This window comes from Castellaniella hirudinis (assembly GCF_047468865.1).
In the GTDB taxonomy this organism is placed as follows: domain Bacteria; phylum Pseudomonadota; class Gammaproteobacteria; order Burkholderiales; family Burkholderiaceae_B; genus Castellaniella; species Castellaniella hirudinis_A.
The window spans coordinates 18,114-36,738 of the sequence record NZ_JBLGTV010000011.1 but is presented as its reverse complement, the minus strand read 5'-3'; the positions used below and the strand labels follow the sequence as shown (position 1 = coordinate 36,738).

The 18,625-nt window shown below is 65.6% G+C and carries 17 protein-coding genes and 1 pseudogene; 8 read left to right on the top strand and 10 right to left on the bottom strand.

All coding sequences use genetic code 11. The features are described 5' to 3' along the window. The first annotated feature begins 262 nt into the window (after positions 1–262). Together ACMHYJ_RS12800 and ACMHYJ_RS12795 are read left to right on the top strand one after the other, a co-directional pair. The gene (locus tag ACMHYJ_RS12800) at positions 263–1,681 is read left to right on the top strand and encodes a nucleobase:cation symporter-2 family protein (RefSeq protein ID WP_414246561.1); all 1,419 of its coding nucleotides are present in this window, start codon (positions 263–265) and stop codon (positions 1,679–1,681) included. A 101-nt stretch (positions 1,682–1,782) separates the two neighbouring features. Further along, complete coding sequence (locus tag ACMHYJ_RS12795; protein WP_414246560.1) at positions 1,783–2,376, top strand: phosphatase PAP2 family protein; 594 nt, start codon at positions 1,783–1,785, stop codon at positions 2,374–2,376. Between the two features lie 58 nt (positions 2,377–2,434). On the opposite strand, the gene ACMHYJ_RS12790 is transcribed toward ACMHYJ_RS12795, so the two are convergent. Then, complete coding sequence (locus ACMHYJ_RS12790) at positions 2,435–3,559, bottom strand: hypothetical protein (RefSeq protein ID WP_414246559.1); 1,125 nt, start codon at positions 3,557–3,559, stop codon at positions 2,435–2,437. 309 nt (positions 3,560–3,868) lie between these two features. On the opposite strand from ACMHYJ_RS12790, the gene ACMHYJ_RS12785 reads away from it, so the two are divergent. Together ACMHYJ_RS12785 and ACMHYJ_RS12780 are read left to right on the top strand one after the other, a co-directional pair. Then, a complete protein-coding gene (locus ACMHYJ_RS12785) occupies positions 3,869–4,408 on the top strand; it encodes a cytochrome b (RefSeq protein WP_414246558.1) in 540 nt (179 codons plus the stop codon). Between the two features lie 192 nt (positions 4,409–4,600). Next, positions 4,601–5,731, top strand: coding sequence for a homogentisate 1,2-dioxygenase (locus ACMHYJ_RS12780; protein WP_414246557.1), 1,131 nt, complete (start codon positions 4,601–4,603; stop codon positions 5,729–5,731). A 239-nt stretch (positions 5,732–5,970) separates the two neighbouring features. On the opposite strand, the pseudogene ACMHYJ_RS12775 reads toward ACMHYJ_RS12780, so the two are convergent. The 8 genes and pseudogenes from ACMHYJ_RS12775 to ACMHYJ_RS12740 all read right to left on the bottom strand — a co-directional run. After that, positions 5,971–6,284: pseudogene (locus ACMHYJ_RS12775) on the bottom strand (transposase); the annotation flags it as partial. Then, a complete protein-coding gene (locus ACMHYJ_RS12770) occupies positions 6,281–6,556 on the bottom strand; it encodes a BrnA antitoxin family protein (RefSeq protein WP_414246556.1) in 276 nt (91 codons plus the stop codon). The gene ACMHYJ_RS12770 and the pseudogene ACMHYJ_RS12775, both read right to left, overlap by 4 nt. Then, complete coding sequence (locus ACMHYJ_RS12765; RefSeq protein ID WP_414246631.1) at positions 6,540–6,809, bottom strand: BrnT family toxin; 270 nt, start codon at positions 6,807–6,809, stop codon at positions 6,540–6,542. Before ACMHYJ_RS12765 ends, ACMHYJ_RS12770 begins: the two co-directional genes overlap by 17 nt. A 178-nt stretch (positions 6,810–6,987) precedes the next feature. Continuing rightward, positions 6,988–7,632, bottom strand: coding sequence for a maleylacetoacetate isomerase (maiA, locus tag ACMHYJ_RS12760; RefSeq protein WP_414246555.1), 645 nt, complete (start codon positions 7,630–7,632; stop codon positions 6,988–6,990). A 4-nt stretch (positions 7,633–7,636) separates the two neighbouring features. Continuing rightward, positions 7,637–8,656 carry a fumarylacetoacetate hydrolase family protein gene (locus ACMHYJ_RS12755; protein WP_414246554.1) on the bottom strand — a complete coding sequence of 340 codons (1,020 nt, stop codon included), beginning with the start codon at positions 8,654–8,656 and terminating at the stop codon, positions 7,637–7,639. 97 nt (positions 8,657–8,753) lie between these two features. Further along, positions 8,754–9,734 (bottom strand): TRAP transporter substrate-binding protein, encoded by a 981-nt coding sequence (locus ACMHYJ_RS12750; protein ID WP_414246553.1) that lies wholly within the window; start codon positions 9,732–9,734, stop codon positions 8,754–8,756. Positions 9,735–9,834: 100 nt separating this feature from the next. Next, positions 9,835–11,112 (bottom strand): TRAP transporter large permease, encoded by a 1,278-nt coding sequence (locus ACMHYJ_RS12745; protein ID WP_414246552.1) that lies wholly within the window; start codon positions 11,110–11,112, stop codon positions 9,835–9,837. Further along, on the bottom strand, positions 11,109–11,798 hold the full coding sequence (locus ACMHYJ_RS12740; RefSeq protein ID WP_414246551.1) for a TRAP transporter small permease: 690 nt from the start codon (positions 11,796–11,798) through the stop codon (positions 11,109–11,111). Before ACMHYJ_RS12740 ends, ACMHYJ_RS12745 begins: the two co-directional genes overlap by 4 nt. A 116-nt stretch (positions 11,799–11,914) precedes the next feature. Here ACMHYJ_RS12740 and ACMHYJ_RS12735 point away from each other — a divergent pair, with 116 nt between their 5' ends. Further along, positions 11,915–12,814, top strand: a complete 900-nt coding sequence (locus ACMHYJ_RS12735; protein WP_414246550.1) for a LysR family transcriptional regulator — start codon at positions 11,915–11,917, stop codon at positions 12,812–12,814. 13 nt (positions 12,815–12,827) lie between these two features. Here the strand turns inward: ACMHYJ_RS12735 and glmS are convergent, their stop codons facing one another. Continuing rightward, positions 12,828–14,660: a glutamine--fructose-6-phosphate transaminase (isomerizing) gene (glmS, locus tag ACMHYJ_RS12730; RefSeq protein ID WP_414246549.1), complete on the bottom strand. Its 1,833-nt coding sequence runs from the start codon at positions 14,658–14,660 to the stop codon at positions 12,828–12,830. A gap of 148 nt (positions 14,661–14,808) precedes the next feature. On the opposite strand from glmS, the gene ACMHYJ_RS12725 reads away from it, so the two are divergent. The 3 genes from ACMHYJ_RS12725 to ACMHYJ_RS12715 all read left to right on the top strand — a co-directional run bounded on the left by ACMHYJ_RS12725 (position 14,809) and on the right by ACMHYJ_RS12715 (position 18,624). Further along, entirely contained in the window at positions 14,809–15,273 is a 465-nt protein-coding gene (locus ACMHYJ_RS12725; RefSeq protein ID WP_414246548.1) for an Lrp/AsnC family transcriptional regulator, read from the top strand. Positions 15,274–15,655: 382 nt separating this feature from the next. Beyond that, positions 15,656–17,377, top strand: coding sequence for a DEAD/DEAH box helicase (locus ACMHYJ_RS12720; protein WP_414246547.1), 1,722 nt, complete (start codon positions 15,656–15,658; stop codon positions 17,375–17,377). Beyond that, positions 17,377–18,624 (top strand): class I SAM-dependent methyltransferase, encoded by a 1,248-nt coding sequence (locus tag ACMHYJ_RS12715; RefSeq protein ID WP_414246546.1) that lies wholly within the window; start codon positions 17,377–17,379, stop codon positions 18,622–18,624. The genes ACMHYJ_RS12720 and ACMHYJ_RS12715 overlap by 1 nt, the downstream gene beginning before the upstream one ends. Position 18,625 lies beyond the last annotated feature (1 nt).

Below are 18,625 nucleotides of genomic sequence, written 5' to 3'. Positions count from 1 at the left end.
ACGACGGATCGGCACAAACACCTATGGACTTTTCATTGTATAAACACATGTATATACAGAATATGAAAAAGGCCACGCCCCGAGCCAAGCGCCAGGGTTCACAATAACCCCAGAGCCGAGACACCGCCGGCCACGCGCCCGGCCCTGACATGGCATCCATCAGGGTTCTGGCGACGACAGCCGGCCGACACGGCCACACAGCACTGACGCACCCCGCCGGCCCCGCCCGAACCGCCGGCGCCCCATCAGGATGGAGACTACCTTGAACACCCGATACCGCCCGCGCTTGCAACGCCCGGAAGATGAACGCCTGGGCCTGCCCGCCAATATCCTATACGGCCTGCAACATGTTCTCACCATGTACGGCGGCATTATCGCCGTCCCCCTGATCGTGGGCCAGGCGGCGGGCCTGGGGGCCGCCGAAATCGGCGTGCTGATCGCCTCCTGCCTGTTCATGGGCGGGCTGGCCACCTTGGTCCAGACCGTGGGCATCCCGTTTTTCGGTTGCCAGTTGCCGCTGGTGCAAGGGGTGTCGTTTGCCAGCGTGGCCACCATCCTGGCCATTCTGACATCCGGGGGCGACCTGCCTTCGGTGTTCGGGGCCGTCATGATGGCATCCCTGCTGGGCCTGCTGATCACCCCGGTGTTTTCAAAAATCATCCGTTTCTTCCCGCCCCTGGTGACCGGTTCGGTCATCACCACCATCGGCCTGTCGCTGATGCCGGTGGCGGCGCACTGGTCCATGGGCGGCAACCCCGAGGCCACCGATTTCGGCAGCATGGGCAACATCGGCCTGGCCGCGGCCACCCTGCTGATTGTGCTGCTGCTCAGTAAACTGGGCAACGCCACCATTTCCCGCCTGTCCATCCTGCTGGCCATGGTGCTGGGCACCCTCATGGCCTGGATGGCCGGGATGGCGGATTTCTCCCAGCTCGGCCACGGGCCGATCGTGGCCCTGCCCACGCTGTTTCACTTCGGCCTGCCGGCCTTCCATCCCGCCGCTATTTTGTCGATGTTCATCGTGATCCTGGTGGTGCTGGTGGAAACCTCCGCCGACATCCTGGCCGTGGGCGACATCATCAAAACCCCGATCGACGCCCGCCGCCTGGGCGACGGGCTGCGCGCCGACATGGTGTCCAGCGTGATCGCGCCGGTGTTCGGCTCGTTCACCCAAAGCGCCTTCGCGCAGAACGTGGGCCTGGTGGCCGTCACCGGCGTCAAGAGCCGCTTCGTGGTGGCGACCAGCGGCGTCATCCTGCTGGTGCTGGGCCTGCTGCCCGTGATGGGCCGCCTGATCGCCACGGTGCCGGCCGCAGTGCTGGGCGGGGCCGGTCTGGTTCTGTTCGGCACGGTGGCCGCCAGCGGCATCCGCACCCTGGCCAAAGTCGATTACGAAGACAATATGAACCTGATCATCGTGGCGACTTCGATCGGTTTCGGCATGATCCCCATCGCAGCCCCGAACTTCTACCACCACTTCCCGTCCTGGGTGGCCACCATTTTCCATTCGGGCATCAGCTCCGCCGCCATCATGGCCATCGCGCTGAACCTGCTGTTCAACCACATCAAGCGCGGCACGCCGGAGAAGCCCTCGGTGTTCGCGGCGGGCACCGGCCATGCGGCGGGCGACAGCGCGCCGCACGACGCTGTGCGCGCACCCGCGAAAGGCCTGGCACATTGATCCCCGGCGGCCCGCTTGCCGGGCCGCCGCCCCCCGCCCGGGCTTTCGGCGGCCCAGCGGACCAAGTGCTATACTGCGCCTTTACCCCTTGGCCCGCAACGATGGACGCCCTGAACCAGACCCTGTTCCTGTGGATCAACGCCAGCGACCCCAGCGCCGCCAGCCTGCTGCTGGGGCGCTTTTTGGCCAATGGCCTGGTCTATTTTTTCCCGCTGTATCTCGCGGTCAACTGGCTGCGCGCCGATGCCGCCGGGCGCGACGCCCTGGTTCAGGCGGTGCTGACCGCCCTGGTCGCCCTGCTGCTGTCCTGGTTGGCGGCGCGCTTTTGGTTTCACCCCCGCCCCTTCGTGGCGGGCATCGGGCACCAATACCTGTCCCACAAGCCGACCGCTTCGTTTCCCAGCAACCACCTGAGCTTCATCTGGGCCTTGTGCGCAGGTCTGTGGCTGCACCCGGCCAGGCGGCGGGCCGCCTGCTGGCTGGCGCTGCTGGGTCTGCCCGTGGCCTGGGCGCGCATTTACATGGGGGTGCATTGGCCGCTGGACATGGCAGGCGCGGCCCTCAACGCCGTGCTGGCCGCCGGCCTGTGCCTGCCCCTGCGCGCACAGACGGTGCCCCGACTGCGCCGGCTGCTTGAGACCCCCTATCGGCGGGTGTTTGCCTGGCCCATCGCCCGAGGCTGGCTGCGCCGATAGCCTGGCCTGTGGGGCACCTGGCCGACGCCGAGGCGCCCACTGGCAAGCGATGACCGCGCTACCAGTCCAGCGGCAGGGAAAGCCGCGCACCCAGGCCGTAATCCCCGGAAGTCAGATTGCGGTTCGTTTCCAGCCGCACCCGCAGGTATGGGCCGTAGCGGAAGCCATGCGCCAAGCCGACCCGCTCGTCCAGCCCGCCGCCCGCAGCCACCCGCCGCTCAAGCGAGCCGCTGAATGCGCCCCAGCGGCCCGCCGCCAGATCCAGCCGCCACTGGTTGCTGACGCAGTCGCAGCCGGGATCGCCGCCATAGGAGGCCAGATCCGCATAGCCGGCCTCTTGCCGCGCATTCACCCACGACAGTGCCCAGCCCGGCACCAGATCCAGGGTATAGCCCAACTGGCGGCGCCAGCCCTCGGCCATCATCTGGCGTGATCTGGATACGCCGAATCGCCAGGCGCCCGCGTCGCCCATGGAATAATCCCCGCCCAGCCCCAGCGCCATCAGGCCCGGGGCACCCTGCAGCCGCGAACCCAGAACCAGGTCGCGATCCAGCGCGTAGCGCGTGGCCGCATCGACCGCGACCGGCCCGTATGCCAGATCGCCCTCGGCGGCTGCGGCACTGGCCGGCCCATCCAGGGCGCCGACCGCCAGGGTGTAACCCCATGACGGGGCCGTCTGGCGTTCCTGCGAGATGGATCGAGACAGCCCCACGCCGGCGAGGCGGACGGACCGCCCCCAGCCAGCGGCATCCGAGGCCATATTGCCCAGGGTCAGGCGATATCCAGCGGAGCTGCGGTAGCGCCAGTTCCGGGCGCCCAGAGACCAGGCATCCAGGCCGCCGGCCAGCGCCAGGCCCAAGCCGTCCCGCGCCACCGCCGGCGCGGCGACCGGACCGAACCAGCGCCGGCCGGTCTCGTCCGGCCAGTAGCCATAGTCGGCCCAGTCCAGGAAGCGCGCGTCGTCACGCAGCCCGGCGCCGGCGTCCGATCCCGCGCCGGACGCGCCCGCCGCCGGCGCCAGGGCAGTCGGCTCGTCGCGGGGCACATCGGGAACGGCATAGCGCTGGGGCGCCAGATCGATAAGCGCCGGTTCCGTGTCGGCCGCCGGCCAGGCCCGGGCCGGCGCCAGGCCGGCGCCAAGCAGCGGAACCAAGGCGGCCAGCAGCCGGATAAACCTATTCATACCATGACACTCGGGCTTCCCGGGCCGCGCCGGCCCGGACGATGATCCGGGGATGCCGCAGCCCGGCAGGCTGCGGGAAAACCCTTGAAGCGAATCAGATTACCACGATGCCCAGGGCGCTTGAAACCCCGGAAATATTTCGGGACAACAGGGCAAGCGCACTGCCCATCGCCTGCAATATGCGGTTGCGTATGCGGTTGCGGGCGGATCGCGGTTCTCCGCAGTCTGCCACTTCATTCATCCCGCGTTCATGCAAAATCGGCGATGATGACGCTGTTTTCATTCCCTTGACGCACCAGGAAGTTTTTCATGTCCGCTCCTCGCCAATATTCCCGCTTGTCCATCGGTTTGCACTGGCTGACCCTGTTGCTGATCATCGTGGTGTACGCCATGGCCGAACTCAAGGGGTTCTTTCCCCGGGATAGCGCCACGGCTGCCGCGATGAGGATACTGCACTCATCCTGCGGGCTGACGATCCTGGCCCTGACCATCATCCGCCTGGCGGTGCGGCTGCGCCACCCCGCGCCCCGCATCACCCCGGCGCCCGCCGACTGGGAAAACCTGCTGGCCAAAGTCATGCACGCGGCGCTGTACGCCATGCTGATCGCCCTGCCCCTGCTGGCCTGGTTCGCCATCAGCGCCTTCGGCGGCAGCCCGCGCTTCTGGGGCATCCCCCTGCCCGCCCTGACCACCGAAAACAAAGACCTGGCCAAGAACGTGATCGGCGCGCACAAGCTGATCGCCAATATCGGCTACGGCCTGATCGGTCTGCATGCGCTGGCCGCCCTGAAGCACCACTACATCCGCCGCGACGACACGCTGCGACGCATGCTGCCTGCGCGGGGCTGATCCAAAGCCCGGTCAGGCCGTCAACACACCCATGGGCCGCGGTTTTTTGAAAACCGCGGCCCATGTGCTTTCTAGAAGAAAACCAAATCAATCCATCAAAAAATACCGTTTGACCGATGAATCTAGGTCACTTAGATTAGCGGGACATCGACCGATAACACATCAGCCCCCCACCGATCACCGGAGACAAGCATGAAAAACCACATCACCTTCCCCAAGATGGAAGGCGTCTACACCCGCCAGGCGCACGCCGACATCCCCGCCGGCCTGTACGAACGCGAACACGGCCGCAACGGCTTCTTCGGGCCGGCCAGCCATATCCTGCACACGCACAAGCCCACCGGCTGGTCCAAATGGGAAGGCCCGCTGGAACTGACCCTGCTGGATCTCAACCGCCTGGACGACAGCGCCCCCTGCCCCTGGAAAGCCCGGCGGTTCATGTCCAACGCCCAGACCCAGGTGTGTTTCTGGAAATTCGACGTGTCCATGCCGGATCTCGCCCGCAACGGCGATGGCGACATGATCCTGTTCTTCCATAAGGGCGAAGGCGATTTTTTCTGCGACTACGGCCACATGACCTACCGCGAAGGCGATTACATCAATATTCCGCGCGGCACCTGTTGGCGGCTGGAAACCCAATGCCGCAATGAAGTCCTGACCATCGAAGCCACCGAAGACCTGTTCATGCTGCCCGAACGCGGCATTACCGGGCGGCATGCGCAGTTCGACCTGGCGGTGCTGGACACGCCGAAAATCGACGACGCCTTCAAGGCCCAGTACAGCGAACACGAAACCCGCGTGCGCGCCAAGCGCCGCCAGCAGGTCACGACCGTGACCTTCCCCTACAACTTCCTGGATGCGGCGGGCTGGCACGGCGACTGCGTGCCGGTCAAGCTGAACTGGCGCGACATCCGCGAACTGCTGTCCGACCGCTACCACTTGCCGCCCACGGTGCATGCCACGTTTTTGTCCAACACCATCATCGTGTGCACGTTCGCCCCGCGCCCCATCGAAAGCGATCCCGGCGCACTGAAAGTGCCCTTCTACCACAACAACGACGAATTCGACGAATCCATTTTCTACCACCAGGGCAATTTCTTCAGCCGCGACAACATCAAGCCGGGCATGTTCACGCTGCACCCCTCGGGCTTCCACCACGGCCCCCACCCCAAGGCATACGCCGCGGCCGCCGCCAACAACCAGGGCGAACGCAAATACACGGACGAGGTCGCCGTGATGATCGACTCGCGCTATCCGCTCGAACTGGATCCCGGCGCCGACAGCGTGAAAGTGCCCGGATACCTGGATTCCTGGAAGGAATAAGGGCGCTCGGCGGATTTTTCCCGGTAGTGACCGCCGGCGACCCGGTCACTACCGGGAAACCGGGCGGGGCGGGCGGCCGCCGTGGAGGAAGACCGGCCCGCCCCCCCCCGCGCTCAGGCCGCATTGGGAGACAGGCTCCTGGTCTGCTGCATGGGCCGGATGCGCGGGCGCAGGGTTTTTCGCCGGTTGCTCAATTTTGCGGGCGCCGCTAATCACGACTTCGCGCACAGCGTCGTCTTCAAAAAGACGGAATTGGCGGGGAACCGGTGGCAGCTGACACGCGTGCCAAACAGATCGAGCTGGACTTCCTTGATGCGGTTCTCGGCTTCACCTCGGGCACAGTACAGTCGTTCGTACAACTGCATGGCATCCGAGCCCGTAATGTTGGTGGCCACGAAGCGCGGATTGGCGCCCTGGGCGCCATATTCCAGGCGATGATGTACTGCACGTCGCTGCGTTCGCACCAACGGATCAGCCGCTGGCGGCAAAAGCCCGAGTCGCCCCGGATGATGATCCGCACGTCGGGCCAGGCCTGACGAAATTTCCAGGCTAGGCATGCTTCCGGGCCACAGCCTTCTTCAAAGCCTCGTTCATCCGGGTTTGCCAGCCCGGGCCGCCGGCTTTGAAGGCATCAATCACGGCCTTGTCATAGCGGATCGTCACGGCGACCTTGGGCGTGTCCAGGCGTGGCCGCCCTACCCGCTTCTTCAGTTGCTTGAACTCTTCCGAACCCATCTCATAGGTATCCGGATCAGCCGCAATGCCACGATTGATCGCCACGTCTTCCTCAGGCGTGGGCATGATCAGTTTACGTTTGCTCGACATAATTCCGTACCTCTCTTGAATTGGCCTTGCGCAGACTGATGATGTGCATCTTGTCTGCGCGCTGCGTGAACACCACGCAGTACAAGCGGTCGTCTATGACCGCGTAGCCGATTTCCCGAACCTCGCCGTAGTCCTGGCGCGTGTCGGGCTTGGACATCACCTCGGGCCAGTCGATAGCCTGCGCCAGTGACAGCGAGACGCCGTGCTTGCGCTGGTTGCTCTTGTCCTTGGCTTGGTCGAAGGTGATTTCCATGCGGTTATTGTAGTTACGCAAATACGGATTCGCAAGATATTTTTGTCACTACGAAATTCAAGCGGCACCATCATCCGCCCACCCCAGTCGCCCGCGAGGTGGCTTTTTTGCGCCCTACTTCCCGCCCTTCTTGACTGATCCTCCTGGGGACCATAGCGCCGCCCGCCCCCCCCCGCGCTCAGGCCGCATCCGGCTGCAGATCGGGATGCGCCGCCCTGAAAGCCGGCAAGGTCTCGCAGTGGGCGGTAATCCGGGCGATGGCGGGCCAGGCGGACAGGTCGATATGATAGCGGCGGGCGTTATACACCTGGGGCACCAGACAACAATCCGCCAGGCCGGGCTGGTCGCCCTGGCAAAACAGGCCGGTCTGGTCTGACTGCAAACGGGCTTCCAGCGCCTGAAACCCCACCGTGATCCAATGCCGATACCAGGCATCCCGCGCCGCCTTATCCACCTGCATGTCATGCGCCAACCAACGCAGGACACGCAAGTTATTCAAGGGGTGGATGTCGCAGGCCACCAGCAGGGCCAGCGCCCTGACGCGGGCGCGGCAGGCCGGGGCCGCCGGCAGCAGGGGCACGGCGGGATAGACCTCGTCCAGGTATTCGATGATGGCCAGGGACTGGCTGAACGTAAGACCGTTCTCGCTGAACGCGGGCACCAGGCCCTCGGGGTTGCGGGCCAGGTAATCCGCCCCATGCTGCTCACCCCCGTCTTTCAGCAAGTGGACGGGCACGGCCTGGTATTCCAGGTTCTTCAGGGCCAGCGCGATGCGCACCCGATACGCGGCGGAGCTGCGGAAATAAGAATAGAGTTCGCGCATGGCATCAGGCACCCGGATACGGCACGACGGTCTGTTCGATGACGCCGAACAGGTCTTCGCCCTGCGGGCCGGCCATGCGGATGCGCACCTGGTCGCCAAAACGCATGAACGGGGTGCTGGGCGCCCCGGTCTCGATGGTCTCGTACATGCGCACTTCGGCAATGCAGCAATACCCTACCCCGCCGTGGCGGATGCTGGAGCCATGCAGACCGCCCTGCTGGTTGGACACGGTGCCCGAACCCACGATGCTGCCGGCCGCCAACTGGCGGGTTCTGGCGGCGTGGGCAATCAGTTGGGGAAAACTGAACGTCATGTCCCGCCCCGCGTTGGGGCGGCCGAAAGGCTGGCCGTTCAGATCCACCAGCAGCGGCAGGTGAACCTTGCCGTCGCGCCAGTGTTCGCCCAGTTCATCGGGGGTGAGGGCCACCGGAGAAAACGCGCTGGCCGGCTTGGACTGGAAAAACCCGAAGCCTTTGGCCAGCTCGCCGGGGATCAGGCCGCGCAGCGAGACATCGTTGACCAGCATCAGCAAGCGGATGGCGGCGCCGGCCTGCTGCGGGCTGGCCCCCATGGGCACGTCGGCGGTGACGACGGCAATCTCGGCTTCCATGTCGATGCCCCAATCTTCGCTGGCCACGGCAATGGGGTCGCGCGGGCCGATGAAACTGTCCGACCCGCCCTGGTACATCAAGGGGTCGGTAAAGAAGGAATCGGGCACTTGGCTGTTGCGCGCCTTGCGCACCAGCTGGACGTGATTGAGATACGCCGAACCATCGGCCCACTGGTAGGCGCGCGGCAGGGGCGAGTGGCAGGCGGCAGGATCGAACGGCCGGGAGCCGGCCAGACTGCCCGCATTCAGCTGCTCGTAGGCGGCCTGCAAGGCCGGCTGGCAGGCATCCCAGTGATCCAGCGCGGCCTGCAGGGTGGGGGCGATATCCGGCACGGGCGCGCAGCGGGACAAGTCCCGCGAAACGAGCACCAGGCAGCCGTCGCGTGTCTGGTTTTTAAGGGTGGCGAATTTCATGTCGAATATCCAATGAAAAGAAAGGCGGCGGCAACCCGGCGCCCGGCTTCCCGGGGCATCGCGGGCCACGGCCGCCAGGCGGCGCACGCCGCGTTGTTTATTGCAGTTGCGCCTGCACCTGGTCAAAGAGTTCCTGGCCCACCTGCGGGATGAACATGTCCCAGACCGGACGCACGGCCTGCGTCATGCGCTCGCGCTCGGCATCCGAGATGTCGTTGACCTGCATGCCGTTCTTGGCCATTTTTTCCCTGGCCGACTGGGACTGGGCGCGCGCCACCTGGCGCTGGTAGGCGCGGGCTTCCACCGCCGCATCCCGGATGATGGCCTGCTGCTCGGGGGTGAGCTTGTCCCAGAAAGCCTTGGACGCCAGAGGAATGAAGGCGCCATAACTGTGGCGGGTGATGGACAGGTATTTCTGAACCTCGTCCAGTTTCAGGGCGGCAATGACGGCATTGGGCGTGCCCTGGCCGTCGATGGTGTGGGTTTCCAGGGCGGTGTAGAGCTCGGGCACGGCCAGGGGCACGGGATTGGCCCCCAGCGCCTTGATGGTCTCCTGGGTGATCTTCGCCTGGATGGAGCGGAATTTCAGGCCGTTGAAGTCTTCAACCTTCTGGATCGGATGCTTGCTGTTGGTGGCATTGAAAAAGCCGTTCTCCCAATAAGCCAGCCCCACCAGGCCATGCGCGGGCAAGTCGTCCATCAGGCGCTGGCCCACGGGGCCGTCCAGCACTTTCTCGGCCTGTTCGGCGTTCTTGAACAGGAACGGAAAATCCAGGATTTCATAGGCCTTGATCATGCCGGTCAGGGTGGTGGTCTGGGGCACGGTGAACTCGATGGTGCCGCCCTGCAGGGCCGACGTCACCTTGACGTCATCGCCCAGGGCGCCGCTGTAGTAGGGCTTGATCTGGATGTCGCCGTTGCTTTTCTCTTTGACGAGTTCGACGAACTTGGCCACGCCCTGGCCCTGGTGCGATTTCTCGGGCAGGGTCACGGCGAACTTGGCGGTGACCGCCGCCCAGCCGGTGCTGGACAGCGCCATCGCCATCAGGCCGGCCAGCAGGCTTGTACGAATTTTCATGGTTGTCTCCTGGGGATAGTCGGGGCGCGCGAGGCGGCGGCACAGCCGCCACCAGCGTCCTGTTTGCGAAGATGAGTATTTGAATGCGCCAAACAAGACACTAACGCCACCATTGGGCCGGCGCCGTCACCAGCGCCGGGAAAAGAATCAACAGCACCAACAAGGCCAGCAAGGCCAGCAAAAAGGGCAGAATCCCGCGCGCAGCCTGGGCCAGGCTGACCTTGCCCACCGAACTGACCACATTGAGCACCACCCCGACGGGCGGCGTGATCATTCCGATCGAGCAGTTCATGATGAACACCACCCCGAAGTACACCGGATCGATATCGGCGGCCAGCACGATGGGCATGAACACCGGCGTAAAGATCAGCACGATGGGGATGAAGTCCAGCACCATGCCCGCCAGGAACACCACGATCATCATCGCCGCCATCAGCACAGTGGGGTGGCTGGACAGGCCCTGCAGCCACTCGCCCACCTGGCCGGAAATATCCGTGATGGTGATCATGTAGGACGCCACCATGGCCAGGGCGGCCAGCAGCAGCACCACCGCCGTGGTGCTGGCGGTGGAGAGCAGGCAATCGTAAATTTTGCGGCCGTCGAGTTCGCGGTACACCACCAGACCGACAAACAGCGCATAGGCCGCCGCCACCACGGCGGATTCTGTGGGCGTGAAAATCCCGAAACGCAGGCCGCCGATGATGATGACCGGCAGCATCAGCGCCCAGCCCCCCTGGGCCAGCAGGCGCAGGCGCCGCCCCCAGGACACCCGGGGCGAGACCGCCACCCGCTGGCGGCGCGCCACCAGCCACCAGGCCGCCACCAGCACCGCGCCCATCAGAATACCCGGCACGATGCCAGCCAGGAACAGGCGGGTAATGGAGACATTGGCCGCCACGCCGAAGATCAGGAACCCGATGGAGGGGGGAATGACAGGGGCGATGATGCCGCCGGCGGCCATCAGCCCGCAGGAGCGGGCAGGGTCGTAGCCCGCCTGACGCATCATGGGCACCAGGATGGCGGCCAGGGCCGCCGTATCGGCCACCGCCGAGCCCGACAGGCTGGCCAGCAGAATGCCCGCGAAGATGGCCACATAGCCCAGGCCGCCGCGCAAGTGACCGACAAAAGCCCCGGCCATGTCGACAATGCGCTTGGACAGGCCCCCGGCGTTCATGAATTCGCCGGCCAGGATGAAGAACGGCACGGCCATCAGCACGAAATTATCGGCCCCGGCGATGGCGTTCTGCACCACGATCTGCGCATCGAACTGCCCGGTCAGCAGCATCAGGGCCACCCCGGCAAACATCAGGGCGAAGGCGATGGGCAGGCCGCCGACGATCAGGCACAGCAAAGAGGCGATGAAGACCAGGGCGGTCATGGCCGATCCTCCCGGTCGGATTTCGGCGCGGATTTCGGATCAGATGCCGGAGCGGATTCAGGAGCGGATGCCCGGGCGGCCGATGTCGCCTTCGGCAAGGCATCCGCCGACGCAGACGGCACCGGCGGACGACCGGTGGACGACGCCTCCTGGGCGTCTTTTTCCATGCGCACGGCCAGGCTTTCGATGCGGCCGGAGATGTCTTCCGTCAAGTCGTCATCCCGCCCCTGGATGGCCCGATACAGGTTGTGGCACACGGGGAAGACCAGGGCCACGCCAAAGGCCACCGCCACGGCATACAGCCAGGCGTAGGAGATGCCCATGACCGGGTAGCTGTTGCCCAGGTTGATCACGGTCTGCCGCCACCCACCGACGATGAAAATGACGCAGCCCGCCAGGATGAGCAGGCCGTTGCAGACCTGCAGCACCCGGCGCGCCCGATGGCCCAGCGCCTGTTGCAGGGAATCGAAGCCGATGTGGATGCGGCGCGCCGAGGCCAGGACGGCCCCCATGAAGATCAGCCACACGAACAGCAGGCGGGAAAGTTCCTCGGAGATGGCGATGCCGGAATTGAAGGCATAACGCAGCACGACATTGCCGAACACCAGCACCCCCATGACGGCCAGGCTGGCGACTATCAGTAGTTCAAATCCCCGGGTGACCAGGCGGGCGGCGCGGTCAAGCATGCGCGCACCCCGTTTCGCGGTTTTTATGCATGTTCTGTCTCCTTGTCTGCGTTATTAGAAGCGGTTTCCAGCTATCATACAAACAGTTTTTATTCATTGATTCATAAGGAATTCCGATGGATGTCACCTTGCGCCAACTGCGTGCCTTCGCCGCCCTGGCCCGCACCGGCGGATTCACCCGGGCCGCCGAATCCCTGCACATCACCCAATCGGCACTCAGCGGGCTGATCAAAGAACTGGAAACCCAGTTGGGCGTCCGGCTGGTGGATCGCAGCACGCGGCGCATCCAGCTGTCCGAGGTCGGGCGGGAATTCCATTCCGTCGTCACCCGGGTGCTGCGCGACCTGGACGGCGCTCTGGAGAATATTGATAATTTGAAGCGCCTGCGCCGGGGCATCGTGCGCATTGCCGCCCCCCAATTGATGGCCAGCACCCTGATCCCCGAAGTCATCGCGGGGTTTCGGAAAATCCACCCCGACATCCAAATTCACCTGATGGACTGTGCGGTGGAAAACGCCATCGCCCAAGCGGTGCGCGGCGAGGTCGACATCAGCATCGGGCCGCACCGCGAAGGGCTGACCGACGTGGCCGCGGATCCTTTGTTCGAGGTTCCCTTCATGGCGGTGTTTCCACCGGGCCACCCCCTGGATAACCTGAAAACCATTGGCTGGGCCGACCTGATGCGCCATCCCATGATTGCGCTGCAAGGGCAATTTACCGACCAGCTGGCGATGGATCTGCAAAAACAGTCGTCGCTGACGCCGGCGCGCCCCAGCCACGAGGTCACGTTCATGAGCACGGCACTCAGCATGGTGAACGCCGGCCTGGGCGTGACGGCGGGCCTGCCGTATGCCCAGCACCTGGTGGACTTATACGGCCTGCGGGCCCGCCTGCTGCACGCTCCGGTGATCCGGCGGCAGTTCTTTATCTACAGCCGCCTGCACGCCAGCCTGTCGCCCGCCGCCGAAGCCTTCGTGCAGTATCTGCACAAGCACGTCGGGCTGCGGGAGTGGTAAGGGCCAAGAAGGCCTATTCCACCGTCACGCTCTTGGCCAGGTTGCGCGGCTTGTCGACATCCGTGCCGCGCACGCAGGCCGTATGGTAGGCCAGCAACTGCAGCGGGATGGTGTGCAGGATGGGCGAGAGTTTGCCGTAGTGCTCGGGCATGCGGATCACCTGCATGCCCGGGGCCGCCGCGATCTGCGAATCGGCATCGGCAAAGACATAGAGTTCGCCCCCGCGCGCGCGCACTTCCTGCATGTTGGATTTCAGTTTTTCCAGCAGTTCGTCGTGCGGGGCGACGGTGACCACCGGCATGGCGTCGGTCACCAGCGCCAGCGGGCCGTGCTTCAGTTCGCCCGCGGGGTAGGCCTCGGCGTGGATGTAGCTGATTTCCTTCAGTTTCAGCGCGCCTTCCAGCGCAATCGGATAGTGCATGCCGCGCCCCAGGAACAAGGCGTTTTCCTTGCTGGCGAAGCGCTCGGCCCAGGCGATGATCTGGGGTTCCAGCGCCAGCACGGCGCTGATGGCCGAGGGCAGATGGCGCAGGGATTTGACGGCCTGCGCCTCGGCGGCGGCGTCCAGGCGGCCGCGCGACTGCGCCAGGGTCAGGGTCAGCAGGTACAGGGCGGTCAACTGGGTGGTAAAGGCTTTGGTGGACGCCACCCCGATTTCCACCCCGGCGCGGGTAATGAACGACAGCTTGCATTCACGCACCATCGCGCTGGTGGCCACGTTGCAGATGGTCAGCGTGTGCGCCATGCCCAGGCGGCGGGCGTGCTTCAGGGCCGCCAGGGTGTCGGCGGTTTCGCCCGACTGGGAGATCGTCACCACCAGGGTGCGCGGATCCGGCACACTGGTGCGGTAGCGGTATTCGCTGGCGATTTCGACATTGACCGGAATCCCGGCCAGGGATTCGATCCAGTAACGCGCCGTCAGGCCCGCGTAATAGCTGGTGCCGCAGGCCAGAATCAGCACGCGGTCGATGGCCTGGAATACCACATGGGCCCCATCGCCAAAGAGCTCGGGCATGATGGCATCAATGTCCTGCAGGGTGTCGCCCACGGCGCGCGGCTGCTCGAAGATTTCCTTTTGCATGAAATGCCGATAGGGGCCGAGATCGGCCTGCCCGGTATGCGCCTGCACCGTATGCACAGGGCGATCCACCGGCTGCCCCAGGCCGTCGCTGACCCAGACCCGCGCCAACTGCAAATCCACCACGTCGCCGTCTTCCAGGTACATGATCTGATCCGTCGTGCCGGCCAGGGCCAGCGCATCGGAGGCCAGGTAATTGCCCTGGTCGCTGCAGCCCACCACCAGCGGCGAACCCTGGCGCGCGCCCACCACGCGGTGGGGTTCTTGCGCGCAGAATACGGCAATGGCGTAGGCGCCTTCCAGGCGGCGGACGGCCTGTTGCACGGCGGCCAGCAAATCCCCGTCGTACAGGTGATCCACCAGATGGGCGATGACTTCCGTGTCGGTCTGGCTGTCGAACACATAGCCGGCGGCCTGCAGTTCGGCCCGCAAGGCATCGTGGTTTTCGATGATGCCGTTGTGCACCAGGGCAATGCGCGGGGCGCCATCCCGAGGGCCGGAAAAATGCGGATGGGCGTTGTGGGTCAGCGGCGCCCCATGGGTGGCCCAGCGCGTATGCGCAATGCCGGTCAGGCCCTGCACGTGGTCGTGCTCGGCCTGGGCGGCAAGTTCGGCCACCCGCTGGGTGCTGCGCACCCGCTGCAGCCCGGCGCCCGTGTGCACCGCCACCCCGCAGGAGTCATACCCCCGGTATTCCAGGCGACGCAGGCCTTCGAGCAAAATAGGAACAATATTGTGACGCGCCACAGCGCCGACGATGCCGCACATGAACAGGCTCCTGAATCAAAGCAGTTGCTATTGTGTGCTGAATCATAAGAAATTTGATTTCATAATTTCCATATATATGAACTATAATTTCATCTATTTACATATATGAAATTTAATTTCATTTCTTGGATTTCATGACATCAGACCCATGGCATTAGACCCGCTAGACCGCCGCATCCTCAAGCAACTGCAGCAGGATTGCGCCCTCAGCAACCAGGATCTGGCGGCGCGGGTGCATGCATCGCCCCCCACCTGCCTGCGGCGGGTGCGCAAGCTGGTGCAGGCGGGATACATCCAGCAGCGCGTGGCCATCCTCAACCCCGCGCTCATGGGGGCGGGCTTGACGGCGATCATCGAAGTCTCGCTGGACGGCCAGGCCGCCGCCCAGGCCGACGCCTTCGAGGCCGCCTTGCTGGCCGAACCCGCCATCCAGCAGTGCTATCGGGTCAGCAGCGGCCCGGATTTCATCCTGATCGCCCAGGTGGCCGACATGCCCGCCTACCAGGCCCTGGCCCTGCGCTGCCTGACGGGCGATCCCCGGGTGCGCAATGTGCGCAGCTTTTTCGCCACAGCCCGCGCCAAATTCGACACCCATATTCCCATCGCCGATTAAGCATCGGCACGACGGTTGGCGCAAAACCACAACCGCTCCGGCGAAGCCGCCAAAGCCGCGCCATTGACCAAGGGTTAACACTTATGCTAAAGTCTTGGATTGCTTGTTTTCTGACCTCCTGACCTTGGTGTCTGGTGGTGTGGGTATCGCCTCTTGGCGGCACCATATTGGCGGCACCGTATTGGTGACACACCCGCTTCATGCACACCACCCCGCGGCTGGCTTTCATGCCAACGGCCCGCACGATGCGCTATTTGGGTTGATCCGGTCGGCACATGCGACTGACTCTTGCGCGGCAGACATCCGCGGCAACAACCCGACGGGATCATCTCCGGCATCCCGCAGCACATCGCCCACCGCCTTGCGTGGGCCAAGGAAACTCATGTCCTTCGAATCCCTGGGGCTCGGCCCCAAGCTCGTGTCCGCCCTCAACGAACACGGCATCGACACGCCCACCTCCGTACAGGCCGCCGCCATCCCCCAGGCGCTGTCCGGCCACGACCTGATGGTGTCGTCGCAAACCGGCAGCGGCAAGACCGCCGCCTTCATGCTGCCGTCCCTGCAGCATCTCAGCCACCGCACCGGCCCCGGCGGCCGGGGGGTGCAGGTGCTGGTGCTGACCCCCACCCGCGAACTGGCCATGCAAGTGGCCGACGCCACCCGCGACTACGGTAAAAAACTGGACGGCCTGCGCGTGGCCACCGTGGTGGGCGGCATGCCCTACGGCGCCCAGATCAAATCCCTGTCCAAGCGCGTGGACGTGCTGGTGGCCACCCCGGGCCGCCTGATCGACCACCTGCAGGCCCGCCGCGTCAACCTGTCCACCGTGCAGACCCTGGTGCTGGACGAGGCCGACCGCATGCTGGACATGGGCTTCATCGAAGACATCGAAACCATCGTCGCCGCCACCCCGGACGACCGCCAGACGCTGCTGTTCTCCGCCACGCTGGACGGCACGGTGGCCAAGCTGGCCGCCAACCTGATGCATGAGCCCCAGCGCATCGAAATCACCACGCCGCAGCAAAAACACAGCAATATCACCCAGCACCTGCTGTACGCCGACGACCGCGCCCACAAGCTGCGCCTGCTGGATCACCTGCTGCGCGACACCAGCCTGGATCAGGCCATTGTCTTCACCGCCACCAAGCGCGGCGCGGACGACCTGGCCGACCACTTGGCCGAAGAAGGCTTTGCCGCCGCCGCCCTGCATGGCGACATGAACCAGCGCCAGCGCACCCGCACCCTGGGCCTGCTGCAAAACGGCCGGGTGCGCGTGCTGGTGGCCACCGACGTCGCCGCGCGCGGCATCGACGTGCAGACCATCACCCACGCCGTCAACTACGACCTGCCCATGCAGGCCGAAGACTACGTCCACCGCATCGGCCGCACGGGCCGCGCCGGACGCGATGGCCAGGCCATCACCCTGGCCGTGGCCGCCGAGCGCCACAAGGTGCGCCGCATCGAACAGTTCATCGGTCAATCCATTCCCACGGAAACCATCCCTGGTCTGGAGCCGCGCCAGTCGGTGCGCCCCACCTGGAAAGACCGCCCCGCGCACAAGCGCGCCCACGGCAAGCCGGGCGGCGGCTATCAGGGCCGCAAGCCCTGGACGCAAGAGCGCGACACCGACCGGGGGCCGCACGCCGGCAGCGACAAACCCTGGCACAAGGATCGCGCCGCCGCGGAAGGCAAGCCCTGGCATAAAAACCGCGATGCCGCCGGCGACGACAAGCCTTGGCACAAGGATCGCAGCGCCTATGCGGGCGACGCCAAGCCGTGGCAAAAAGAACACGGCGGTTTCGCCGGCGCGCGCAAGCCCTGGCATAAAGATCGCGCCGAGTTCAACGGCGGCGGCAAGCCCTGGGAAGCCCGCGACGAAGGCGGCGATACCCGTCCGCGCCGCAACGGCCACGCCCGCCCGGCCCAGCGGGGCGAATTCGGCGCCGCCGACCAGCCGCGCGCCGCGCACGCCCGCCCGGGCAGCCGCACCGGGGCGGAATCCTTCGCGCCGCGTGGCAACAAAGCCGGCGCCAAAGCAGGCTTCAAGCGCCAAGACCGCCAGGATCGCGGCCACGCCGCCCCGCAGCGGCCCCGCTTCGCCTGATGCCCGGCCTGCCCGCCGTCCAGATCCCCAGCGGGCTGCCGGCCCCGGATGCCGATGCCGCCGCCCACGGCGCGCGCGTCCAGGCCATGCTGCTGGATCGCATCCGGCAGGCGGGCGGCTGGCTGGCATTCGACGCCTGGATGCGGGCCGCCCTGTACGAACCTGGCCTGGGCTACTACAGCGCCGGCAGCCCCAAACTGCACCACGGGGGGGATTTCACCACCGCCCCCGAAACCAGCCCTTTGTTCGGCCAGGCGCTGGCACCCCAGGTGATGCAGATCCTGCAAGCCAGCCACAGCCGCACCGTGCTGGAATTCGGCGCGGGCTCGGGCGCGCTGGCCGCCGCCCTGATCCCGGCCTTGCAAGCCCTGGGGCACACTGTCCAATACCAAATCCTGGAACTCTCGGCCGACCTGCGGGCACGCCAGCAGACCCGCCTGGCCCCCTGGGCCGATCAGGTTCAATGGCTGGATCAAGCCCCCACGGCATTCAGCGGCTGCGTGCTGGCCAACGAAGTGCTGGACGCCATGCCCGCAACGCTGTTTCGCTGGGACGACCAGGGGGCCTTGCAGGCGATGGGCGTCATCGCAGACCCGGCCACCCGCACGGCGGGCACGCCCCCCGACGCCAGACCGGCGTCCCCCCAGGCGGCCCAGGCCGCCGACGGCATCCCGGACAGCCCCTTTGCCTGGGCCCTGCGCCCCGCCCCGGCGGATCTGGCCCAAGCCCTGGCCCCGCGCATGCCGCCCCTGCCCGGCTATCAATCCGAGATCAATCTGCAGGCCGAAGCCTGGGTGCGCGACCTGGGCCGCTGGCTGCAATGCGGCGCGGCCCTGCTGATCGACTACGGCTTTCCCCAGGCCGAGTTCTACCACCCCCAGCGCCTGCACGGCACCCTGATGTGCCATTTCCGCCATCACGCGCACGACCAGGCCCTGATCCTGGCGGGCCTGCAGGACATCACCACGCATGTGGACTTCACCGCCATGGCCGACGCGGCCCTGGCGGGCGGGCTGGACGTACTGGGCTATACCTCGCAGGCGCGCTTTCTGATGAACGCCGGGCTGATGGATTTGATCCATGCCCCGGGCGCCGCCCCCGAAGACCGCGCCCGCCAGATGACAGCCCTGAACACCCTGCTGTCCGAAGCCGAAATGGGCGAACTGTTCAAGGTGCTGGCGCTGGGGCGCGGCATGGACGGCCCGCTGATCGGCTTCATGCGCGGCGACCGCCGCGACCGCCTGTAAA

Excerpts from the sequence above, each read along its gene's own strand:
- ACMHYJ_RS12795 (WP_414246560.1), top strand. The coding sequence starts at position 1,783 with ATGGACGCCCTGAACCAGACCCTGTTCCTGTGGATCAACGCCAGCGAC.
- ACMHYJ_RS12790 (WP_414246559.1), bottom strand. The coding sequence starts at position 3,559 with ATGAATAGGTTTATCCGGCTGCTGGCCGCCTTGGTTCCGCTGCTTGGC.
- ACMHYJ_RS12785 (WP_414246558.1), top strand. The coding sequence starts at position 3,869 with ATGTCCGCTCCTCGCCAATATTCCCGCTTGTCCATCGGTTTGCACTGG.
- ACMHYJ_RS12780 (WP_414246557.1), top strand. The coding sequence starts at position 4,601 with ATGAAAAACCACATCACCTTCCCCAAGATGGAAGGCGTCTACACCCGC.
- ACMHYJ_RS12770 (WP_414246556.1), bottom strand. The coding sequence starts at position 6,556 with ATGTCGAGCAAACGTAAACTGATCATGCCCACGCCTGAGGAAGACGTG.
- ACMHYJ_RS12765 (WP_414246631.1), bottom strand. The coding sequence starts at position 6,809 with ATGGAAATCACCTTCGACCAAGCCAAGGACAAGAGCAACCAGCGCAAG.
- maiA (WP_414246555.1), bottom strand. The coding sequence starts at position 7,632 with ATGCGCGAACTCTATTCTTATTTCCGCAGCTCCGCCGCGTATCGGGTG.
- ACMHYJ_RS12755 (WP_414246554.1), bottom strand. The coding sequence starts at position 8,656 with ATGAAATTCGCCACCCTTAAAAACCAGACACGCGACGGCTGCCTGGTG.
- ACMHYJ_RS12750 (WP_414246553.1), bottom strand. The coding sequence starts at position 9,734 with ATGAAAATTCGTACAAGCCTGCTGGCCGGCCTGATGGCGATGGCGCTG.
- ACMHYJ_RS12745 (WP_414246552.1), bottom strand. The coding sequence starts at position 11,112 with ATGACCGCCCTGGTCTTCATCGCCTCTTTGCTGTGCCTGATCGTCGGC.
- ACMHYJ_RS12740 (WP_414246551.1), bottom strand. The coding sequence starts at position 11,798 with ATGCTTGACCGCGCCGCCCGCCTGGTCACCCGGGGATTTGAACTACTG.
- ACMHYJ_RS12735 (WP_414246550.1), top strand. The coding sequence starts at position 11,915 with ATGGATGTCACCTTGCGCCAACTGCGTGCCTTCGCCGCCCTGGCCCGC.
- glmS (WP_414246549.1), bottom strand. The coding sequence starts at position 14,660 with ATGTGCGGCATCGTCGGCGCTGTGGCGCGTCACAATATTGTTCCTATT.
- ACMHYJ_RS12725 (WP_414246548.1), top strand. The coding sequence starts at position 14,809 with ATGGCATTAGACCCGCTAGACCGCCGCATCCTCAAGCAACTGCAGCAG.
- ACMHYJ_RS12720 (WP_414246547.1), top strand. The coding sequence starts at position 15,656 with ATGTCCTTCGAATCCCTGGGGCTCGGCCCCAAGCTCGTGTCCGCCCTC.
- ACMHYJ_RS12715 (WP_414246546.1), top strand. The coding sequence starts at position 17,377 with ATGCCCGGCCTGCCCGCCGTCCAGATCCCCAGCGGGCTGCCGGCCCCG.